The sequence below is a fragment of the Edwardsiella sp. A.80236 genome, assembly GCF_044540725.1.
Classification (GTDB): domain Bacteria; phylum Pseudomonadota; class Gammaproteobacteria; order Enterobacterales; family Enterobacteriaceae; genus Edwardsiella; species Edwardsiella tarda.
Genome location: NZ_JBIUCY010000015.1, coordinates 60,380 through 77,714, shown reverse-complemented (window position 1 = coordinate 77,714; position 17,335 = coordinate 60,380). Strand labels below are relative to the sequence as shown.

At 58.4% G+C, this 17,335-nt stretch carries 13 protein-coding genes; 5 read left to right on the top strand and 8 right to left on the bottom strand.

Annotated features, from left to right (window positions below; translation table 11 throughout):
• Positions 1 to 85: 85 nt before the first annotated feature.
• The 3 genes from glgC to malP all read right to left on the bottom strand — a co-directional run bounded on the left by glgC (position 86) and on the right by malP (position 6,385).
• A complete protein-coding gene (gene glgC / locus ACEQFP_RS13170; protein WP_370547140.1) occupies positions 86 to 1,402 on the bottom strand; it encodes a glucose-1-phosphate adenylyltransferase in 1,317 nt (438 codons plus the stop codon).
• A gap of 474 nt (positions 1,403 to 1,876) precedes the next feature.
• Entirely contained in the window at positions 1,877 to 3,970 is a 2,094-nt protein-coding gene (malQ, locus tag ACEQFP_RS13165; RefSeq protein ID WP_370547141.1) for a 4-alpha-glucanotransferase, read from the bottom strand.
• A gap of 9 nt (positions 3,971 to 3,979) precedes the next feature.
• Positions 3,980 to 6,385 (bottom strand): maltodextrin phosphorylase, encoded by a 2,406-nt coding sequence (gene malP, locus ACEQFP_RS13160; RefSeq protein WP_005290549.1) that lies wholly within the window; start codon positions 6,383 to 6,385, stop codon positions 3,980 to 3,982.
• 465 nt (positions 6,386 to 6,850) lie between these two features.
• On the opposite strand from malP, the gene malT reads away from it, so the two are divergent.
• Complete coding sequence (gene malT / locus ACEQFP_RS13155; protein WP_005295455.1) at positions 6,851 to 9,565, top strand: HTH-type transcriptional regulator MalT; 2,715 nt, start codon at positions 6,851 to 6,853, stop codon at positions 9,563 to 9,565.
• Between the two features lie 7 nt (positions 9,566 to 9,572).
• Here the strand turns inward: malT and ACEQFP_RS13150 are convergent, their stop codons facing one another.
• Positions 9,573 to 10,187, bottom strand: coding sequence for a LysE family translocator (locus ACEQFP_RS13150; RefSeq protein ID WP_035600035.1), 615 nt, complete (start codon positions 10,185 to 10,187; stop codon positions 9,573 to 9,575).
• 99 nt (positions 10,188 to 10,286) lie between these two features.
• Between ACEQFP_RS13150 and ACEQFP_RS13145 the strand changes: the two genes are divergently transcribed.
• The 4 genes from ACEQFP_RS13145 (at position 10,287) to ACEQFP_RS13130 (ending at position 14,605) form a co-directional block, all read left to right on the top strand.
• The gene (locus ACEQFP_RS13145; protein ID WP_068870131.1) at positions 10,287 to 11,270 is read left to right on the top strand and encodes a hydrolase; all 984 of its coding nucleotides are present in this window, start codon (positions 10,287 to 10,289) and stop codon (positions 11,268 to 11,270) included.
• Complete coding sequence (locus tag ACEQFP_RS13140) at positions 11,267 to 11,491, top strand: YheU family protein (RefSeq protein ID WP_005290539.1); 225 nt, start codon at positions 11,267 to 11,269, stop codon at positions 11,489 to 11,491. The genes ACEQFP_RS13145 and ACEQFP_RS13140 overlap by 4 nt, the downstream gene beginning before the upstream one ends.
• Positions 11,492 to 11,841: 350 nt before the next feature.
• Entirely contained in the window at positions 11,842 to 12,474 is a 633-nt protein-coding gene (gene crp, locus ACEQFP_RS13135; protein WP_000242755.1) for a cAMP-activated global transcriptional regulator CRP, read from the top strand.
• 58 nt (positions 12,475 to 12,532) lie between these two features.
• Positions 12,533 to 14,605 carry a YccS/YhfK family putative transporter gene (locus ACEQFP_RS13130; RefSeq protein ID WP_005295440.1) on the top strand — a complete coding sequence of 691 codons (2,073 nt, stop codon included), beginning with the start codon at positions 12,533 to 12,535 and terminating at the stop codon, positions 14,603 to 14,605.
• A gap of 22 nt (positions 14,606 to 14,627) precedes the next feature.
• Here ACEQFP_RS13130 and ACEQFP_RS13125 read toward each other — a convergent pair whose 3' ends face one another.
• The 4 genes from ACEQFP_RS13125 to ulaC are packed head-to-tail and all read right to left on the bottom strand — an operon-like array spanning position 14,628 to position 17,326.
• The gene (locus ACEQFP_RS13125; RefSeq protein ID WP_370547142.1) at positions 14,628 to 15,317 is read right to left on the bottom strand and encodes an L-ribulose-5-phosphate 4-epimerase; all 690 of its coding nucleotides are present in this window, start codon (positions 15,315 to 15,317) and stop codon (positions 14,628 to 14,630) included.
• Entirely contained in the window at positions 15,305 to 16,177 is an 873-nt protein-coding gene (locus ACEQFP_RS13120; protein WP_370547143.1) for an L-ribulose-5-phosphate 3-epimerase, read from the bottom strand. Before ACEQFP_RS13120 ends, ACEQFP_RS13125 begins: the two co-directional genes overlap by 13 nt.
• A 10-nt stretch (positions 16,178 to 16,187) precedes the next feature.
• Positions 16,188 to 16,844, bottom strand: a complete 657-nt coding sequence (locus tag ACEQFP_RS13115; protein WP_370547144.1) for a 3-keto-L-gulonate-6-phosphate decarboxylase UlaD — start codon at positions 16,842 to 16,844, stop codon at positions 16,188 to 16,190.
• Entirely contained in the window at positions 16,841 to 17,326 is a 486-nt protein-coding gene (gene ulaC / locus ACEQFP_RS13110; protein WP_370547535.1) for a PTS ascorbate transporter subunit IIA, read from the bottom strand. Before ulaC ends, ACEQFP_RS13115 begins: the two co-directional genes overlap by 4 nt.
• Positions 17,327 to 17,335 lie beyond the last annotated feature (9 nt).

Genomic DNA, 17,335 nt, shown 5'->3' with positions numbered 1-17,335 from the left:
CTGCATCGGTACATCGTCGTTGCAGCGACCATCTTTAAGCATAGTCAGCTTTATGCGCCGGCGGCGGCACGGCGCACTTTTTGCGTTAGGCGGGTACGGCCAGGATGGGCGGCGCCAGATGGCGTGCTGGCAAACGCGCTAACGCCTCTTGGGTCACCAGGACGATACCTTGCGGACTACGGTGAAAATAGCGTGCATCTTGCTGTGCATCTTCACCAATCGTCAGGCCGTCGGGGAGACGGCAGCCGCGATCGATGACACAACGCCGTAGGCGGCATCCCCGCCCGACATACACTTCGGGCATGAGGACGCAGGCCTCGATAGAGGACTCTGGCGACACCTCGACACGGGCGGAAAGGATCGAGTCCTGAATATGGGCGCTATCGATGATACAGCCACCGCCGATCAGGGCATTTTCAACCTTATTCCCGATGTGGCGTGCCGACTGTTTGAAACGGGCGGGGGCCAGTTGGGCATGCTTACTGATGATTGGCCAGTTGGGATCGAAGGGATCCAGACGCGGTGGGGTGCTGATCAGATCGATATTGGCCTCCCAGTAGGCATCCAGGGTACCGACGTCGCGCCAGTAGGCCTCACCGTCGGCCGTAAATCCCATGCAGGAGCGGCCGAAGGGGTGGGCATAGGCGACGCCGGCGCGCACTGCCGCCGGGATGATATCTTTACCGAAATCGAAGCTCGTCTGCGGATCGGTTTGCGCCTCATCGAGCGCTTGGTAGAGGTAATCGGCATTAAAAATATAGATCCCCATCGAGGCCAGTGAGCGTGTCGGGTCGCCAGGCATGGCGGGGGGATGCGCGGGTTTCTCTTCAAAACGGGTGATTTGGAATTGCTCATCGACGGCCATAACCCCGAAGGCATGCGCCTGCTCACGGGGAACTTCGATGCAGCCGACGGTGCACTGTGCGCCAGACTTTACGTGATCCAATAGCATTTGGGCGTAGTTCATCTTATAAATATGATCGCCCGCTAAGATAACGACATATTCAGGACGATAGTGCTGCTGCATGATGGATTTATTCTGGTATACCGCGTCGGCCGTGCCTCGGTACCAGTGACCTTCTTCTAACTGCTGGCGGGCCGGGAGTAGGTCGATAAACTCATTGCGTTCGGAGTGCAGGAATGACCAACCATGTTGAATATGGCGCAGCAACGAGTGAGCCTTATACTGGGTGATGACACCGACACGGCGCAGACCGGAATTAATACAGTTGGAGAGGGTAAAATCGATGATGCGGAAACGGCTACCAAAATAGACGGCGGGTTTGGCTCGTCCATCGGTTAACCCATTAAGCCGAGTTCCTCGTCCGCCGGCTAATACCAGCGCCACTGTCCGTTGGGTTAACTGGCCGATAAGTGCAATATCTGTCACGCTATGAGTCATGGTCACGTCCTTATTTGACAAATCCCTATGCCCTCTTGCCCAGCGCAGGCAAGGAAAGGCGCGGATGATGCCGAGCACCCGCAGCAAAGGTTTAACTATTCGGTATCATAATGCTGAACAGTAATAACAATAGATATTATTGATATGATTGAAACCAATTAAATACTTATTTAATACCAGGGTGATACGTTATTTATTCATGACAACCACACGGTGTCGAATAATGTAATCTGACTCTTTTTCAAATTCAATGTGAGATTGCGGAGGCGGTCACGTGTAGGGGGTGTAATATGATGATGAATATTATGATTATACGGGTAACATACGACAAATAATGTGGGAAAATGAAAGTGGATATATATTGGTATTAATTCATTTGGGATTGATTTATAAGGAAGAAAGTTTTTTCTTAGCAGAAAAAACAAAAACCGCCAGAAAATAATGGCCGCCATGCCAGCGGCCATTATTTTTTTTTCATCCGGCGGAAACGCGCCGTCGCCGCTTATCCAAATCCTTTATCAAGCGATTAATTTGTTCATTATTAAATATCTCCTCAATAGTCGCGCTAAGTTTGCGCCGCCAGTTGGGATATTCGTCGCAGGTGCCAGGCACGTTGACCGGCGAGGTCATGTTGAGCCAATCCTCGGGTTGGAGGCCCAGGAGGGCGCTGGCACTATCGGCCACGTAACGCTGGACCCCACGGCTAAGACAGGGGGTCATCGTCATGCGTTCGGCATGGCGCCCGGTACGACGAGGCAGGCAGCCATAGTGGTGCAGACCGTCGAGCAAACCTTGCTTGGCCGCCGCCCGATCTTGATAGAGCTCGGCGAGAACCTCGCGATCGGGATAGAGGCCGAGGCGTTCGCCGAGGCGCAGATCGTCAGCTTGCCAGTAGCCATGCAGCGTCGGGAGATCGTGGGTGGTCACGGTCGCCATCGCCTGCACGTTATAGCTCTGCGGGGCGCGAAAGACATTATCGCTATCGTGCTCGAAGTACAGCACCTTGTAGGAGTAGACACCGTACTCGCGCAGCTTGGCGATAATCTCGACCGGTACGGTTCCCAGATCTTCACCGATCACCATGCAACGGTTGCGCTGGCTCTCCAAGGCCAGGATCGCCAGGAGATCGTCGAGCGGATACTGCACATAGGCGCCCTCCGAGGCCGACTCGCCTTGGGGGATCCACCACAGGCGTAGCAGCGACATGACATGGTCGATGCGCAACGCACCACAGTGGCGCATGTTGGCACGTAACATCTCGATGAAGGGTTGATAGCCCAGGGCGTGCAGGGTATGGGGATCCATGGGCGGCAATCCCCAATTCTGCCCTAACGGGCCGAGGATATCGGGTGGAGCGCCGACGGAGGCCTGTAGGCAGTAGAGCTCCGGCTCGCTCCAGGTTTCGGCGCCACCTTGTGCCACACCGACCGCCAGATCGCGATATAGCCCGATAGGCATAGCGTGCTGGTTCGCCTGCTGATAACAGTCAGCCAATTGGCTATCGGCCAGCCACTGTAACCAGAGGAAAAAGGTAACCTCTTGCTGGTGTTGGCGACAGAATTGGGCAACCTCTGGACTGTCGGCCCGTCGTAAGGCGGGTGGCCATACCGGCCAGCCCCACATCTGCGCATCTTGGCTCTGGAGGTGATGATGCAGGGCATCGAAGGCTGCCTGGTGTTGTAGGCTGGTTCCTCCTCGCTGCACGAAGCGTTGAAAGGCCTGAGTGCGCGCATCGTTACCCTGTGCGTTGAAGGCTTGGAAGGCGAGGCGTAGCCCCTCCAGTTTCAGGGTGTAGACGGCGGGATAATCGACCCAGTCGCTCGCTCGTACCGCCGCCAGACGTTGGCGGGTTCCCTCATCCTGCCACCAGCGTTGAGCGGCCTCGCTATGCTGAAACTCCGCGACACGATTAACATCGATATAGATGATATTCAGCCAACGACGCGAAGAGGGGCTATAGGGACTAATACTGTCGGGATTAGCCGGGTACAGCGCATGGATCGGATTTAAGCCGATAAAGGCACCGCCACGCTGGGCGATCTGACCGACCATCTGAGCGAGATCGCCGAAGTCACCGATCCCCCAGTTGCTCGCCGAGCGCAGGGTATAGAGTTGGACGCAGGCGCCCCAGAGCTTACGTCCGGTCAACAAGGCATCGGGCTCATGACAGCGAGTCGGCGTGATGATCAGTGGGCAATGCCACTGTCGCTCACCCTCACTCAGTTGCAGGCGATGATAGCCCAACGGCAGTTGAGGCGGCAGTACCAGCTGTTTGCGGCGTTTCAGCCGCCCTTGATGGGCGGGCTGCATCTCGTTTTCCAGGAACAGCGACCACTGGTAGTCTCCGCTCTGTTGCAGGGTGATGGTGGTGTTACCACCTTGACCGGCGACCAGTACGCTGGGCAATGGCCCCGAGTGAGGCACCGGCGCAGGCATCGCATCGAGTAGGCGCTGCTTGGTCTGTGCGCTGATGGCCTGGCTACGACCATGGGCGTTGATGTAGCTGCTGGCAATCCCGGCCTTGGATGCCCGCTGTTCCAGAGTGGTTTGCGTCGGTGCGCGTTGCATGGCGACTCCTTAACGCTGGCGTTGCCAGATGCGTTGCTGATAGTCGCGGATAGCCCGATCGGCGCTAAACATGCCGACTCGCGCGGTATTAAGGATGGTCTTCTCCGTCCATGCCTCGCTATCGCGATAGAGGGTATCCACCTTGGCTTGTGCCTGACAGTAGTCGGCGAAGTCGGCCAGCACTAGATAGGGATCGCCGCCTTGTAGCAAGCTGTGCAGCATCATGTCGAAGGCGTGACGATCGCCCTGGCTATAGTGACCGGAGCCGAGCTCGTCGATGATGGCCTTCAGTCGCTTATCCTGGCGATAGATTTTTTGTGGCTGGTAGCCAGCGGCGAGGGTGGCTTTTACCTCTGCCACCGTCTGGCCGAAGATGAAGATGTTGTCGGTTCCGACCTGCTCGGCGATCTCGACGTTAGCACCATCTAGCGTACCGACGGTCAGTGCGCCATTGAGGGCCAGCTTCATGTTGCCGGTACCCGAGGCCTCTTTGCCGGCGGTGGAGATTTGCTCGGAGACATCGGCGGCCGGGATCATCATCTCCGCGAGAGAGACGCGATAATCTGGCAGGAAGGCGACCTGGAGGCGATCCTTGACGCGGGGATCATGGTTGATCACCTCGGCCACACGATTGATCGCGTAGATGATGTTTTTCGCCAGGTAGTAGCCTGGAGCAGCCTTGGCACCGAACAGGAAGAGACGCGGTACGCGATCGGCGTTGGGATTGGCGCGCAGCTCATGGTACAGCGCCAGGATATGCAGCAGGTTGAGATGCTGGCGTTTGTATTCATGCAGACGTTTGATCTGGACGTCGAAGATGGCGTCGGTATTCAGGATCAAGCCTTGAGTCTGTTTCACATAGCGTGCCAGGGCCGCTTTGTTCTGTTGTTTGATCTGGCGATATTCCTCACGGAACCCGGCCTGTGTGGCATAAGGCTCCAGCCCACGTAGCGCATCTAAATCGTTAGCCCATTCGCGTTGCAAGGTGCGATCGATCAGCCCGGCGAGCGCGGGGTTGCACTGCTTCAGCCAACGCCGTGGCGTGATCCCGTTGGTGACATTGTGGAACTTCTCTGGCCACAGCTGATAGTACTCGGGGAACAGATCGCTCTTAACCAGGTCAGAGTGCAACTGGGCGACCCCGTTGACGGCAAACCCTGCGACGACGCACAGGTTAGCCATGCGGACCTGCTTGTCATGGATGATGGCGATGCGTTGCCAGAGCGCCTTATCACCCGGCCAGCGTTGTTCGACGACCTGCTGGAAGCGCTGATTGATCTGGCGAATGATGTCGTGATGACGTGGCAGCAGGCTACGCACCAGGCTTTCGCTCCAGCACTCCAGCGCCTCTGGCATCAGGGTATGGTTGGTGTAGGCGAAGGTTTGGCGGGTGATATCCCAGGCGCGCTCCCAGGTCATGCCATGCTCATCGAGGAGAATACGCATCAACTCGGGGATGGCGATGGTGGGGTGGGTATCGTTGAGCTGAATGACCTCATGTTGAGGTAACGCGTCGAGTTTCCGTCCGGCCAAGTGATGGCGGCGGAGGATATCGGCCAGCGAACAGGCGCAATGGAAGTATTGCTGCATCAGGCGTAGGCGCTTGCCGGCTTGGTGGTTATCGTTCGGGTAGAGGACCTTCGTCAACTTGGCGGCGTCGATGCCTTGACGCTCGGCACGCAGGAACTGCCCACGATCGAAACTATCGAGATCGAAAGGATGATCATGGCAGGCGACCCAGAGGCGTAACGGTTGACTAATACCATTGCGATAGCCGATAACGGGAAGATCACGTGCCACACCGCGTAAGGTCAGGGCCGGTTGCCAGCGCACTGTCCCGTTTTCACGCAGAAGTTTGCCGCCTACGTTGACCTGGACATCCAACGCCCGGTTTTGACGCATCCAGGGGTACTCATCGCGTCCCCACGCATCCGGACTTTCCTGTTGGTGGCTGTCGCTGAAGGATTGGCGGAACAGACCATATTGGTAGCACAGCCCATAACCGATAGCGGGTTGCTTGACGCAGGCCATGGCATCGAGGAAGCATGCCGCCAGACGACCCAATCCACCGTTACCCAGCGCCGGATCGACCTCTTGTTCTAGCAGGTCGCTGAGCTGTATGTCGTATTGCCCCAGAGCCTGCGCTACGGCATCGTGCCACTCCAGGTTGAGCAGGTTGTTACCGGTGAGACGGCCAATGAGAAACTCCATGGACAGGTAGTTCACATGGCGTTGCTCCTCCGTCACGACAGGGGCGGGCTGAGTCGTCGCGGCGAGTTGCTCGGCACAGGCGTGACTGACCGCCTGCCACCACTGACGAGCGTTCATCTGCTGTATATTTTCCAGGCCCAATCCTTGCCAGTGGCGGGTCAGCGCCGCGTGGAAGGCGGCTTGATCGAACGGGGTATACGACATAGGCGTCTCTCTCAATGCGTCAAAATTGAAGTATTAGGCATGATTCACATCCTGACGATCCCATGGGGTGAAAACATCCTCCCGCCGTGACCTGCTCAGGGGAGGAGTCTTAGGGCGTAGTCTGAACTGTGATCCGTGCCACGCCTGCTACGCCGAGGATGGCACCCCTCGTCGCAACGAGCGCGTATTTATGACGTACAAATGGGATGTATTAGTGGCGATTGAGGCGCTAATTGCATGGACTCGCCGAAAAATGTGATCAGTAGCAACTTCCTGCGATCGGGTACCGAACCTCGGTTGCAATAGTGCGCACATTGTCAGACCTTAAAGAGCAGTCATTAATTACGAAGCGTAAAATAAATAGGCGCGTAGTGGCGATTTCTGGGGCAGGATGGCACCTGCGCTACCTTGTTCGGCACGGGCCGAACTGGTGTAGAGGTGGTATCAGAATAGGGGCTGGCGATCATGCTGATTCCGTCAAAATTGAGCCGTCCAGCACGGCTACAAACTACGGTAGTACGGGAACAATTACTCACTCGCTTAGACGCGGCGCGTAATTACCGCTTGGTATTAGTGAACGGCCCGGCGGGTTATGGTAAGACGACACTGATGGCGCAGTGGGCGCAGGAGAAGGCGCATCTGGGGTGGTATTCGCTGGATGAGAGCGATAATCAGCCGGAGCGTTTCGCCCACTATTTGATCGCCGCAATACAGCAGGCGACCGGCGGTCAGTGCGCCAAAAGCGAGGCGATGAGTCAGAAGCATCAATACGCCACGTTGTCCGCGTTATTCGCCCAGCTGTTTATCGAGTTGGCCGATTGGCCGACACCGCTTTACTTGGTGATCGACGACTACCATCTCATCTCTCATCCACAAGTGCATGAGGCAATGCGCTTTTTCCTTCGCCATCAGCCCGATAACCTAACATTGTGTCTGATGTCACGCACCCTGCCGCCGTTAGGCATCGCGAACCTACGGGTGCGGGAGCAGCTGTTGGAAATTAACACGCGTCAGCTGGCGTTTAACCACCTGGAGGCTGGCCAGTTTTTCCATCAGCGCCTCAATACGCCCCTGGCCGATGACGAGATGTATGCGTTGTGCGATGAGGTCGAAGGCTGGCCGACGGCGTTACAGTTGATCGCCCTATCGGCGCGTCAATCTTCGGCGCAGGCGCAGGCATCAGCCCGTCGTCTGGCTCGCATCAATGCGACGCATCTGGCCGACTATCTGGCCGATGAGGTTTTGGATCGGGTCGATGACGATACCCGTCGCTTCCTGCTGTGCTGCTCGGTGCTACGTTCGATGAACGATGCCCTGATCTGTGCCTTGACGGGCGAGGAGGAGGGGCAGCAACGCCTGGAAGAGCTAGAGCGGCAAGGGTTGTTTATCCACCGCATGGATGGTGAGGGCGAGTGGTTCTGTTTTCATCCGCTGTTCGCCCATTTCTTGCGTAATCGTTGCCAGCGCGAGATGGCGACGGCACTGCCTCAGCTACATCGCCGTGCGGCGCAAGGGTGGTTGAGCCAAGGATTCCCGGCCGAGGCGATTCATCACGCTCAGGCAGCCGGCGACATGGCGCTGTTGTGCGATATTCTGTTGCAGCATGCTTGGAGTTTATTCCATCAATGTGAGCTGGCGTTGCTCGAGTCCTGCCTGAATACACTGCCTTATGACGCCTTGATCCAACATCCTAGTTTGGCGTTGTTGCAAGCCTGGTTAGCACAGAGTCAGCATCGTTATAGCGAGGTGAATACCCTGCTGGCGCGCGCCGAGCAGGAGATGGCGCTGCGCCAGATTACGCTGGATGCGGCGCTGCATGCCGAGTTTAATGCCTTGCGTGCTCAAGTGGCGATCAACGATGGTCGGCCGGATGATGCCGAGCGCTTGGCGACGGAGGCGTTGCGTCATCTACCGATCGGTAGCTACTACAGTCGTATCGTCAGTAGCTCCGTCTTGGGCGAGGTATTGCATTGTAAGGGCATGCTGGCGCGGGCCTTACCGATGATGCAGCAGACCGAGCAGGTGGCCCGTCGTCATCAAGCCTATCATTACGCGCTCTGGGCCCTGTTGCAGCAGAGTGAGATCCTGATTGCCCAAGGTTTCTTGCAGGCGGCCTACGAGACCCAGGATAAGGCGTTTGAGCTGGTCGAGGAACAGCACCTGCAACAGCTCCCGATGCACGAGTTCCTATTGCGTATCCGCGCCCAAGTACTGTGGTCATGGATGCGGCTAGATGACGCCGAGCGCGCGGCGCGTGAGGGGTTGGCGGTGTTGGCAAATTTTGAGCCGCAGCAGCAGTTACAGTGCCTGGCGCTCCTGGCTAAGTGCTCGCTGGCGCGGGGCGATTTGGATAATGCTGGGCAACATCTACGCCGTTGTGAGGCGTTGTTGCAGTCGGGTAACTACCATAGCGACTGGTTGGTGAATGCCGATAAGGCGCGGGTGATCTACTGGCAGATCACTGGTGATCGTCAGGCTGCGGGTAACTGGCTATTACAGGCGGTGCGTCCGGCGGCGCCGGATAATCACTTCCTCCAGGGGCAGTGGCGCAATATCGCCCGCGTACAGATCATGCTGGGGCAGTATGAGGAGGCGCAAGCGGTTCTGGAGGCGTTGAACGGTGCGGCGCGTCGTCTGCGATTGGTGAGCGATCTGAACCGTAACCTGTTGCTGAGTAACTTGTTGTATTGGCATATGGATCGGAAGAGCGAGGCGTTGCGGGTACTGATGGAGGCGCTGAGCCTGGCCAACCGCACCGGCTTTGTCAGCCACTTTGTCATCGAGGGTGAGGTGATGGCTCAACAGTTGCGCCAACTGTTACAACTCAATACCCTGCCGGAGTTGGAGGTACATCGCGCGCAACGTATCCTGCGCGACATTAACCAGCATCATCGGCATAAATTCGCGCATTTCGACGAGAAATTCGTCGAGCGGTTGTTGAATCACCCTCAGGTGCCGGAGCTGATCCGCACCAGCCCCTTGACCCAGCGTGAATGGCAGGTATTGGGACTGATCTATTCCGGGTACAGTAACGAGCAGATCGCCGACGAGTTAGCGGTCGCCGCCACCACCATCAAGACCCATATTCGGAATCTGTATCAGAAGCTGGGGGTAACGCACCGCCAAGAGGCGGTACGTCAGGCGCAGGACATCATGCGCCTGATGGGGTACGGGGTGTGAGCCGCTATTAGCGCCAGATCAGCAGGACACAGGCGGCGGTGAGGGCGCCCATCGCGAGATTGAAGGCGAACCAAGCATGCCGGCTTTGCAGTAAGCGGCCAATCAGTGTGCCGAAGCCGAGCCATAGGATACCGGCGATGAGATTGATCAGCACCATCGCCAGGCTGATGAGCGCTACCGTCGTCGGATAGTCGCTGCCGGGTAGGGTAAAGCTGGTTACGGCGCCCAGCGTCATCAGCCAGGCTTTGGGGTTAAGGAATTGCAGTAACCACCCCTGATGCCAACGGATGGCTCGCGGAGCGAGTGTCGCCTCCGACGCAGTGGGCGTCAGGCGAGTATAGCGTGAGGTGGCCACCTTCCAGGCGATATACAGCAGATAGAGGCTGCCGAGCCCTTTGAGTAGGGTATGCAGCGTCGGGTAGAGTAACAGCAGGCCGCCGATGCCGAAGGCGACCAGCAACAGCAGAGTCTGCATGCCCAGGATGATGCCCAACATTAATGGCCAGGAGGATCGCCAACCGAGGTTGGCACCGGAGGTGGTCAGCAGCATGTTGTTGGGGCCCGGCGTGATCGCCGCCACCCAGAGGAATCCGACTAGAGAGAGGAACAGGGTGCTGTCCATGCCGATTAGGCTCCGCATCGTAGGGAAAGAGATGTTTTGACCCTAACAGTGTGCTATTGATGATACAACGCGTCCTTCGATGAATTTTCTTCAGCTACCATGAGCGTCACGCCATTTTCACCCGCGCCTCTGCTGCGCAACCCGCATCTTCAGACACTATTGCCGCGTCTGTTACGTCGCCGAGTGGCATTGACGCCGACCTGGCAACGGCTCACCTTACCGGACGGCGACTTTATCGATCTGGCCTGGAGCGAGGCGCCGCTTGCCGCACGCCATAAGCCGCGGGTGGTGCTCTTTCACGGATTAGAGGGTGGTTTTTATAGCCCCTATGCTCATGGTCTGCTGCAGGCGTGTCGTGCGGCGGGATGGTTAGCGGTGGTGATGCATTTTCGCGGCTGTAGTGGTGAGCCTAACTTGCTGCCACGTTTTTATCATTCGGGCGAGACCGGCGATGCGCGTTTCTTCCTCGCATGGTTACGCCGAACGCTGGGTGAGGTACCGACGGCGGCGGTCGGCGTCTCTCTCGGGGGGAATATGTTGGCCTGCTATTTGGCGGAGGAGGGATCGCAAGCGCCGTTGACGGCGGCAGTGTTGGTCTCGGCGCCGTTACAGTTGGCGGCCTGTGCGGCGCACTTGGAGAGTGGGGCGGGGCGTTTTTATCAACGTTACCTGTTACATGAGCTCAAGCGCAGCGCGTTGCGTAAACAGCGTTGTTATCCCCAGTTACGAGCGCTCGATCCGCAGCAGATCCGGCGGTTGCGTCGGTTGCGTGAGTTTGACGAGCAGATTACGGCGCCGCTGCATGGTTTCGCCGGCGCGGATGATTATTATCGGCGTTGTAGCGCGTTGCCGCGTCTGGCTGCGATTCGCCAGCCGTTGTTGATCTTGCAAGCGCGTGACGATCCTTTCATGACGGCGGCGGTGATCCCGGATAGGGCACGGCTACCGTCTAATATCGACTATCAGCTCACCGAGTTCGGTGGACACGTCGGCTTTATCAACGGCACGCTATGGCGCCCGTCCCTGTGGTTAGAGCAGCGTATTCCCGAATGGTTAGCCTGTTATTTGGAGTCAATGACGTGATCATTCCTTGGCGAGATATCGCCCCGACAACATTGGATAATTTAATCGAAGCCTTCGTGTTACGTGAGGGAACCGATTATGGCGAACAGGAGAAGAGTCTGGCACAGAAGGTTGAGGATGTGCGCCAACAGCTGATAAGCGGCGAGGCCGTGGTTGTTTGGTCTGAACTTCATGAAAGTGTCAATATTATGGCGCGTAGCCAGTTTAACGGGGACGATTAACGCTAATCGCTCGCTTTTCTTGGTGATTTAGCGCAGGCTACTGTGCAAATAAGGTGCAAAAATAATTCCGTTGGGAAAAAAAACGCGGCGAACAGTGAGCTATTCCATGCTGAAACGAGACAGTGCGAGACAGTTGGGTCAAGCTATGCTACAAACTAAGCCGACATGCACCTTTAATGGAATGAAGCGGGTATAGATCAATAAGGTCGGGTAGCAACTCCCTTAGGCTAATAAAACTATATTCGACAAGTGCAGTGCTATAACAGGTTACTAGGCAGTTTCCCGGCTCCGCCGCCTGGCGGGGCGCGTTTGGCGCACGGGGATGCGATAACAACAGAGGATAATAGCGAATGGTTCTCGGCAAACCACAAACAGACCCAACCCTTGAATGGTTCCTGTCCCATTGCCATATTCATAAATATCCATCAAAAAGTACTTTGATTCACCAAGGTGAAAAGGCGGAGACGCTTTATTACATCGTGAAGGGATCTGTCGCGGTACTGATCAAGGATGAAGAGGGCAAGGAGATGATCCTCTCTTACCTGAACCAGGGCGATTTCATCGGTGAGTTGGGCTTGTTTGAGGAAGGACAGGAGCGCAGTGCCTGGGTTCGGGCGAAAACTGCCTGTGAAGTGGCTGAAATTTCTTATAAGAAATTCCGTCAGTTGATTCAGGTAAACCCGGATATCTTGATGCGATTGTCCGCGCAGATGGCGCGTCGCCTGCAAGTGACGTCAGAGAAGGTCGGTAACCTGGCTTTCTTGGACGTTACCGGCCGCATTGCCCAGACGCTGTTGAATCTGGCGAAGCAACCGGATGCGATGACGCACCCGGACGGTATGCAGATTAAGATTACGCGTCAGGAGATCGGTCAGATCGTCGGTTGTTCGCGTGAAACGGTCGGTCGTATCTTGAAGATGCTGGAAGATCAGAACCTGATCTCAGCCCACGGTAAAACCATCGTCGTCTACGGGACGCGGTGATTTTTCGCCCGCGCCGCCCTCGTGGCGCGGGACTCTCTCCATCCCCAGGATGGTGCTCATGTGGCGGCGGTTTATCTACCACCCGGAAGTGAATTATGCACTGCGTCAGACGCTGGTCTTGTGTCTGCCGGTATTGTTCGGGTTATTGATTGGCCAACTGCAACAGGGGCTACTGTTCTCGCTGGTTCCCGTCTGCTGTAACATCGCGGGTCTGGATACACCACATAAACGCTTCTTTAAACGCCTGGCCGTGGGTGGTTCGCTATTCGCGCTCGGTAGTTTTCTCTTGCAGCTTGCCTTGTTATGGCAGGTGCCTGTGCCGTTGGCGATGCTTTTTCTGGCGTTATTGCTGGGCGTCAATGGAGAGATCAGCCCATTGCATGCCCGCTTGCTGCCTGCCACGTTGGTCGCCGCCATCTTTACTCTGAGTATGGTCGGCATGGTACCTATCTGGCAGGCACCGCTGCTGTATCTGGTGGGGACCGTCTGGTACGGTGCGTTTACTTGGTTCTGGTTTATCCTGTGGAAGGGGCAGCCGATTCGCGAGACGCTGAACCAGCTCTATTTGGAGTTGGGGGATTATATCGAGGCCAAGTACAGCTTGCTGACGCAGCATAGTGATCCACAGACGGCCTTGCCGCCGTTGTTGAATCGTCAGCAGAAGGTGATGGATCTGATCACGGTGATCTACCAGCAGATGCACATGCTCTCTTTGGTTCATAACCCCGAGTACAAGCGCCTGGTTCGCTATTTTCAGGTGGCGCTCGATCTGCAAGAGCATATCACCGTCAGTCTCTCTCAGCCGGAGGAGGTGCAGACGCTGGTGGCGCAGAGCCAGGCCGAGGCGATCATTCGGCGCAATGCCCAGGTCGTCGCTGGGCGCCTGCGGGTGGTGGCGGATGACATTCTCTATCACCGTTATCCACAGCACTTCTCTATGCAGCCTGAGGTCTCCGCGTTGGAGAAGCTGGCCAGTCGCTATCCCGACAACCCGGTGGGGCAATTCTGTTTGCACCACTTTAGCCGCATGGCACGTTTATTAGAGCGCCAGCGCCCCCTCTATCAACGCCAACTGATGGCGACGCAGCAACGCCTGCCGTTTTGGCCGGCGTTGCGCGCCTATTGTTCACCGAAGTCTGGCGCGCTGCGTAATGCCTTGCGCCTCGGGCTGACCCTCGCCGCCGGTAGCGGCTTGGGGATCTTACTGGCATTGCCTAAATCTTACTGGATCATGTTGACCACGATGCTGGTGATCCAGAATGGGTATAACGCGACGCGGGTGCGGATCCAGCACCGTGCGATGGGGACCTTTGCCGGTCTGATTATCGCCGCTGGCCTGTTGCAACTGACGTTGAGCGAGGCGGTGATGTTGTTGGTGATGTTGTTGGTGACGCTGGGGGCTTATCTGGTGTTACGCAAGAACTACGGCCTGGCCGTCATCGGCTTTACGGTCAGCGCGGTATTTACTCTGCAATTGTTGGCGCTGAATGGTTCGAACTTCCTGGTGCCGCGCCTGGTAGATACCCTATTGGGCTGTATCCTCGCCTTCGCCAGCACGATCTGGCTGTGGCCACAGTGGCAGAGTGGTTTGTTGCGAAAGAATGCCCATCAGGCATTGGAGGCGTATCAGGATGAGCTGCGTTTGCTCCTCTCTGCCGACGTGGGGGTCAGCGAGCAGGCTTATGCGCGTATGCGCAGCAACCAGGCACAGAACACGCTCTACTCCTCTCTCAGCCAAGCGATGCAGGAGCCGGGCTTCGACTCACGCTATTTGGCCGATATGCGTCTGTGGATCACTCACAGCCAGTTTATCGTCGAGCACCTCAATGCCATGACGATCCTGGCGCGAGAGCACTATATGCTGACGCCACGTTTGGCCCAGGACTATTTGCAGTGTGGCGAGATTGCCTTGCAGCTCTGTCAGCAGCGTCTGGAACACGATGGGCCGAGTAGCAACGATAACCAGGCGATTCCGATCCCGGAGCCACAACAAGGCATGCCGATGACGCCGATGGAGGTCCATCTGCGGCGCATCCTATCGCATTTGCGCACCATGCATACTATTTCGTCTATCGCCTGGCGCCAGCGCCCGCATCATGGCTTGTGGCTCAGTCGTCGGTTACGTGACTGATCCGGGGGCGCCAGCGATTTATTTAGCCGCGCTGGCCGTAGTAGGCATCCGGCCCGTGCTTGCGCCGGAAATGCTTATCGCGCAGCGCCCGGTCCAGCGGGGCGAGGCGCGGGTTCAGGCTATAGGCAATCCAGGCCATTTTGGCCACCTCCTCCAATACCACCGCGTTATGCACCGCCTGCGCCGCGCTCTCCCCCCACGCGAAGGGACCGTGCTGGTGAACGACGATCCCCGGCATATGGCTCGGGTCGCGCTGCGCCAGCGTTTCGATGATGACCCGCCCGGTGTGATGCTCATAGTCGTGGTCGATCTCGGCGGCGCTCAGCGCGCGGGTACAGGGGATGTCGCCGTCGAAGTAGTCAGCGTGGGTGGTGCCGAGCGCCGGGATCGCCCGCCCCGCCTGTGCCCAGGCGGTCGCATGGGTCGAGTGGGTATGCACGATACCGCCCAGCTGCGGGTAGCGGCGGTACAGCGCCAGGTGGGTCGGGGTGTCGGATGAGGGGCGCAGCGCGCCAGCGACGATCCGTCCGTTCAGATCGACGACGACCATCGCCGCGGGGGTCAGCGCCTCATAGGCGACGCCGCTGGGCTTGATGACGACATAGCCGCGCTGGCGATCGATGGCGCTGACGTTGCCCCAGGTAAAGGTGACCAGCCCGTGGCGCGGCAGGGCCATGTTGGCCTGGTAGACCTGCTGTTTCAGCCGTTCCATGAGGCCTCCTGCGTCACCGCCAGTCCGGCACGTCGCATCCGTTCAATGACCCACTCGCGCGCCTCGCGCACCGCCTGCAGCGGGTCCGGGGCGCTTTCGCTCCACATCTCGATCAGGTAGGGACCGCGGTAGCCATGGCGATCCAGCGTGCGGAAGCAGGTCTCAAAGTCGACCACGCCGCTGCCGAAGGGCACATCCCGAAACTGGCCCGGCCGGGTATCTTTGACATGCACGGCGACGATGCGGTCGATGCCGGCCACCAGCTCCAGCTCGACGTCATTATCCCAGGCCGAAAGGTTGCCGATATCCGGGTAGACCTGGAACCAGGGGCTGCGCAGATAGCGGCAGTAGCCGAGCGCTTTGCTAACGGAGTTGAGCAGCGGCATGTCCATGGTCTCCATGGCCAGCGTGACCTGCGCCTGGCTGGCCAAGGTGACGGCTTGGCTCAGCCCCTCGCGGAACAGTCGGCGGGTCAGGGCATTGCCCTGCTGATAGTAGACGTCGTATCCCGCCAGCTGAATAACCCGGATACCCAGATCCTGGGCGAGGGTAATCGCGTGGGCCAGCAGCCGCAGCGCCTGACGCCTGACCGCCTGATCCTCGCTGCCCAGCGGAAACCGGCGGTGGGCGCTGAGGCACAGGGAGGGAATACGTACGCCGCTGTGCGCCATTGCCGCCAGCAGATCCAGACGCTGCTGGCGCGACCAGGTCAGTCTGGCCAGGCGGCGATCGCTTTCATCGATAGACATTTCGACGAAGTCGAACCCGAGCTGCGCGGCTTGCGTCAGGCGTCGTGGCCAGTCTTCGCCGGCGGGCAGCGCCTTTTCATAGATGCCCAGCGGCATGGTAGGATGCAGCATATTGGTCTCCTTAGCCCCACAGCTGGGCGATGCGCTGTTTGAAGCGGTGCGCGGCGGCCAGCGGATCGCCGGCCTCGCGGATGCTGCGTCCGGCGATGAATACATGCACCGGGATCCCCTGAAACAGCGGCAGATCGTCCAGGGTGAGGCCGCCGGTCACCGTGACGCGAAAGCCCATGTCGCTCAGGCGGCGTATGGCGTCGATATCTGTCTGCCCCCAGGCCACCCCCGCCGCCTGTGCGTCGCGGCTGCGGTGGTAGACCACCTGACCGATACCCGCCTGGCGCCAGGCCTGTGCCTGCTCCCAGGTCCAGTAGCCGGTCAGCTCTATCTGCAGATCGCCGTCGAACGCCTGGGCAACCGCCAGCGCGTTCTTGGTCGTAGCGATATCGGCGCAGCAGATCACGGTGATCCAGTCGGCGTTGGCCTCAAAACACATGCGCGCCAGGATGGCGCCGGCATCGGCAATTTTGGCGTCGGCCAGGATTATCTTGTGGGGGTAGAGCGCCTTGAGATCGCGTATGGCGCGCACGCCCTCGCCGACGCACAGTATCGTGCCGACCTCGATGATATCGACGGCTTCGGCGATCTGCCGGGTAGTGAGGTAGGCCGCCTCCAGCGTCGGGTTATCCAGCGCGATTTGCAGCATAGGCAGGGACGGTATCATGAGGCGACTCCTTGGGGATGCGATGGGGTGGTTGCCGAATCGATGAGCGCCAGCACCTGCGCTGGCGTGCGGCAGGCGCGCAGGCGCGTAAAGTTGGCCTCATCCTCGAACAGGTCGACGATCTGACGGATACCGACCTCCTGATGGGTGTGGGCGTCGACGGCGGCCAGGGTGATCAGAATGTCCACCGGGTCGTTATCCTCATGGCCGAACGCGACCGGCGTCCGCAGGGTGACCAGCGCAAAGCCGGTCTTGATCACCCCCTCTTCCGGGCGCCCGTGCGGCATGGCCAGCCCCGGCGCCAGCACAAAGTAGGGGCCAAAGCGCGCGACGCTATCCAGGATGGCCCGGTAGTAGCGTGGCTCTACGACGCCGGCGCTGACCAGGAGATCCACGCCGATCCTGACGGCCGCAGGCCAGTCCGCCGCCTCGGCCTGTAGGCGGATGCTGTGGTTTTCCGCCAGCGAGTCTCGCAGTTTCATCATGGCTCC

Bases quoted from the DNA above. Each gene is read 5' to 3' on its own strand.
- glgC (WP_370547140.1), bottom strand. From the start codon at position 1,402: ATGACTCATAGCGTGACAGATATTGCACTTATCGGCCAGTTAACCCAA.
- malQ (WP_370547141.1), bottom strand. From the start codon at position 3,970: ATGCAACGCGCACCGACGCAAACCACTCTGGAACAGCGGGCATCCAAG.
- malP (WP_005290549.1), bottom strand. From the start codon at position 6,385: ATGTCGTATACCCCGTTCGATCAAGCCGCCTTCCACGCGGCGCTGACC.
- malT (WP_005295455.1), top strand. From the start codon at position 6,851: ATGCTGATTCCGTCAAAATTGAGCCGTCCAGCACGGCTACAAACTACG.
- ACEQFP_RS13150 (WP_035600035.1), bottom strand. From the start codon at position 10,187: ATGGACAGCACCCTGTTCCTCTCTCTAGTCGGATTCCTCTGGGTGGCG.
- ACEQFP_RS13145 (WP_068870131.1), top strand. From the start codon at position 10,287: ATGAGCGTCACGCCATTTTCACCCGCGCCTCTGCTGCGCAACCCGCAT.
- crp (WP_000242755.1), top strand. From the start codon at position 11,842: ATGGTTCTCGGCAAACCACAAACAGACCCAACCCTTGAATGGTTCCTG.
- ACEQFP_RS13130 (WP_005295440.1), top strand. From the start codon at position 12,533: ATGTGGCGGCGGTTTATCTACCACCCGGAAGTGAATTATGCACTGCGT.
- ACEQFP_RS13125 (WP_370547142.1), bottom strand. From the start codon at position 15,317: ATGGAACGGCTGAAACAGCAGGTCTACCAGGCCAACATGGCCCTGCCG.
- ACEQFP_RS13120 (WP_370547143.1), bottom strand. From the start codon at position 16,177: ATGCTGCATCCTACCATGCCGCTGGGCATCTATGAAAAGGCGCTGCCC.
- ACEQFP_RS13115 (WP_370547144.1), bottom strand. From the start codon at position 16,844: ATGATACCGTCCCTGCCTATGCTGCAAATCGCGCTGGATAACCCGACG.
- ulaC (WP_370547535.1), bottom strand. From the start codon at position 17,326: ATGAAACTGCGAGACTCGCTGGCGGAAAACCACAGCATCCGCCTACAG.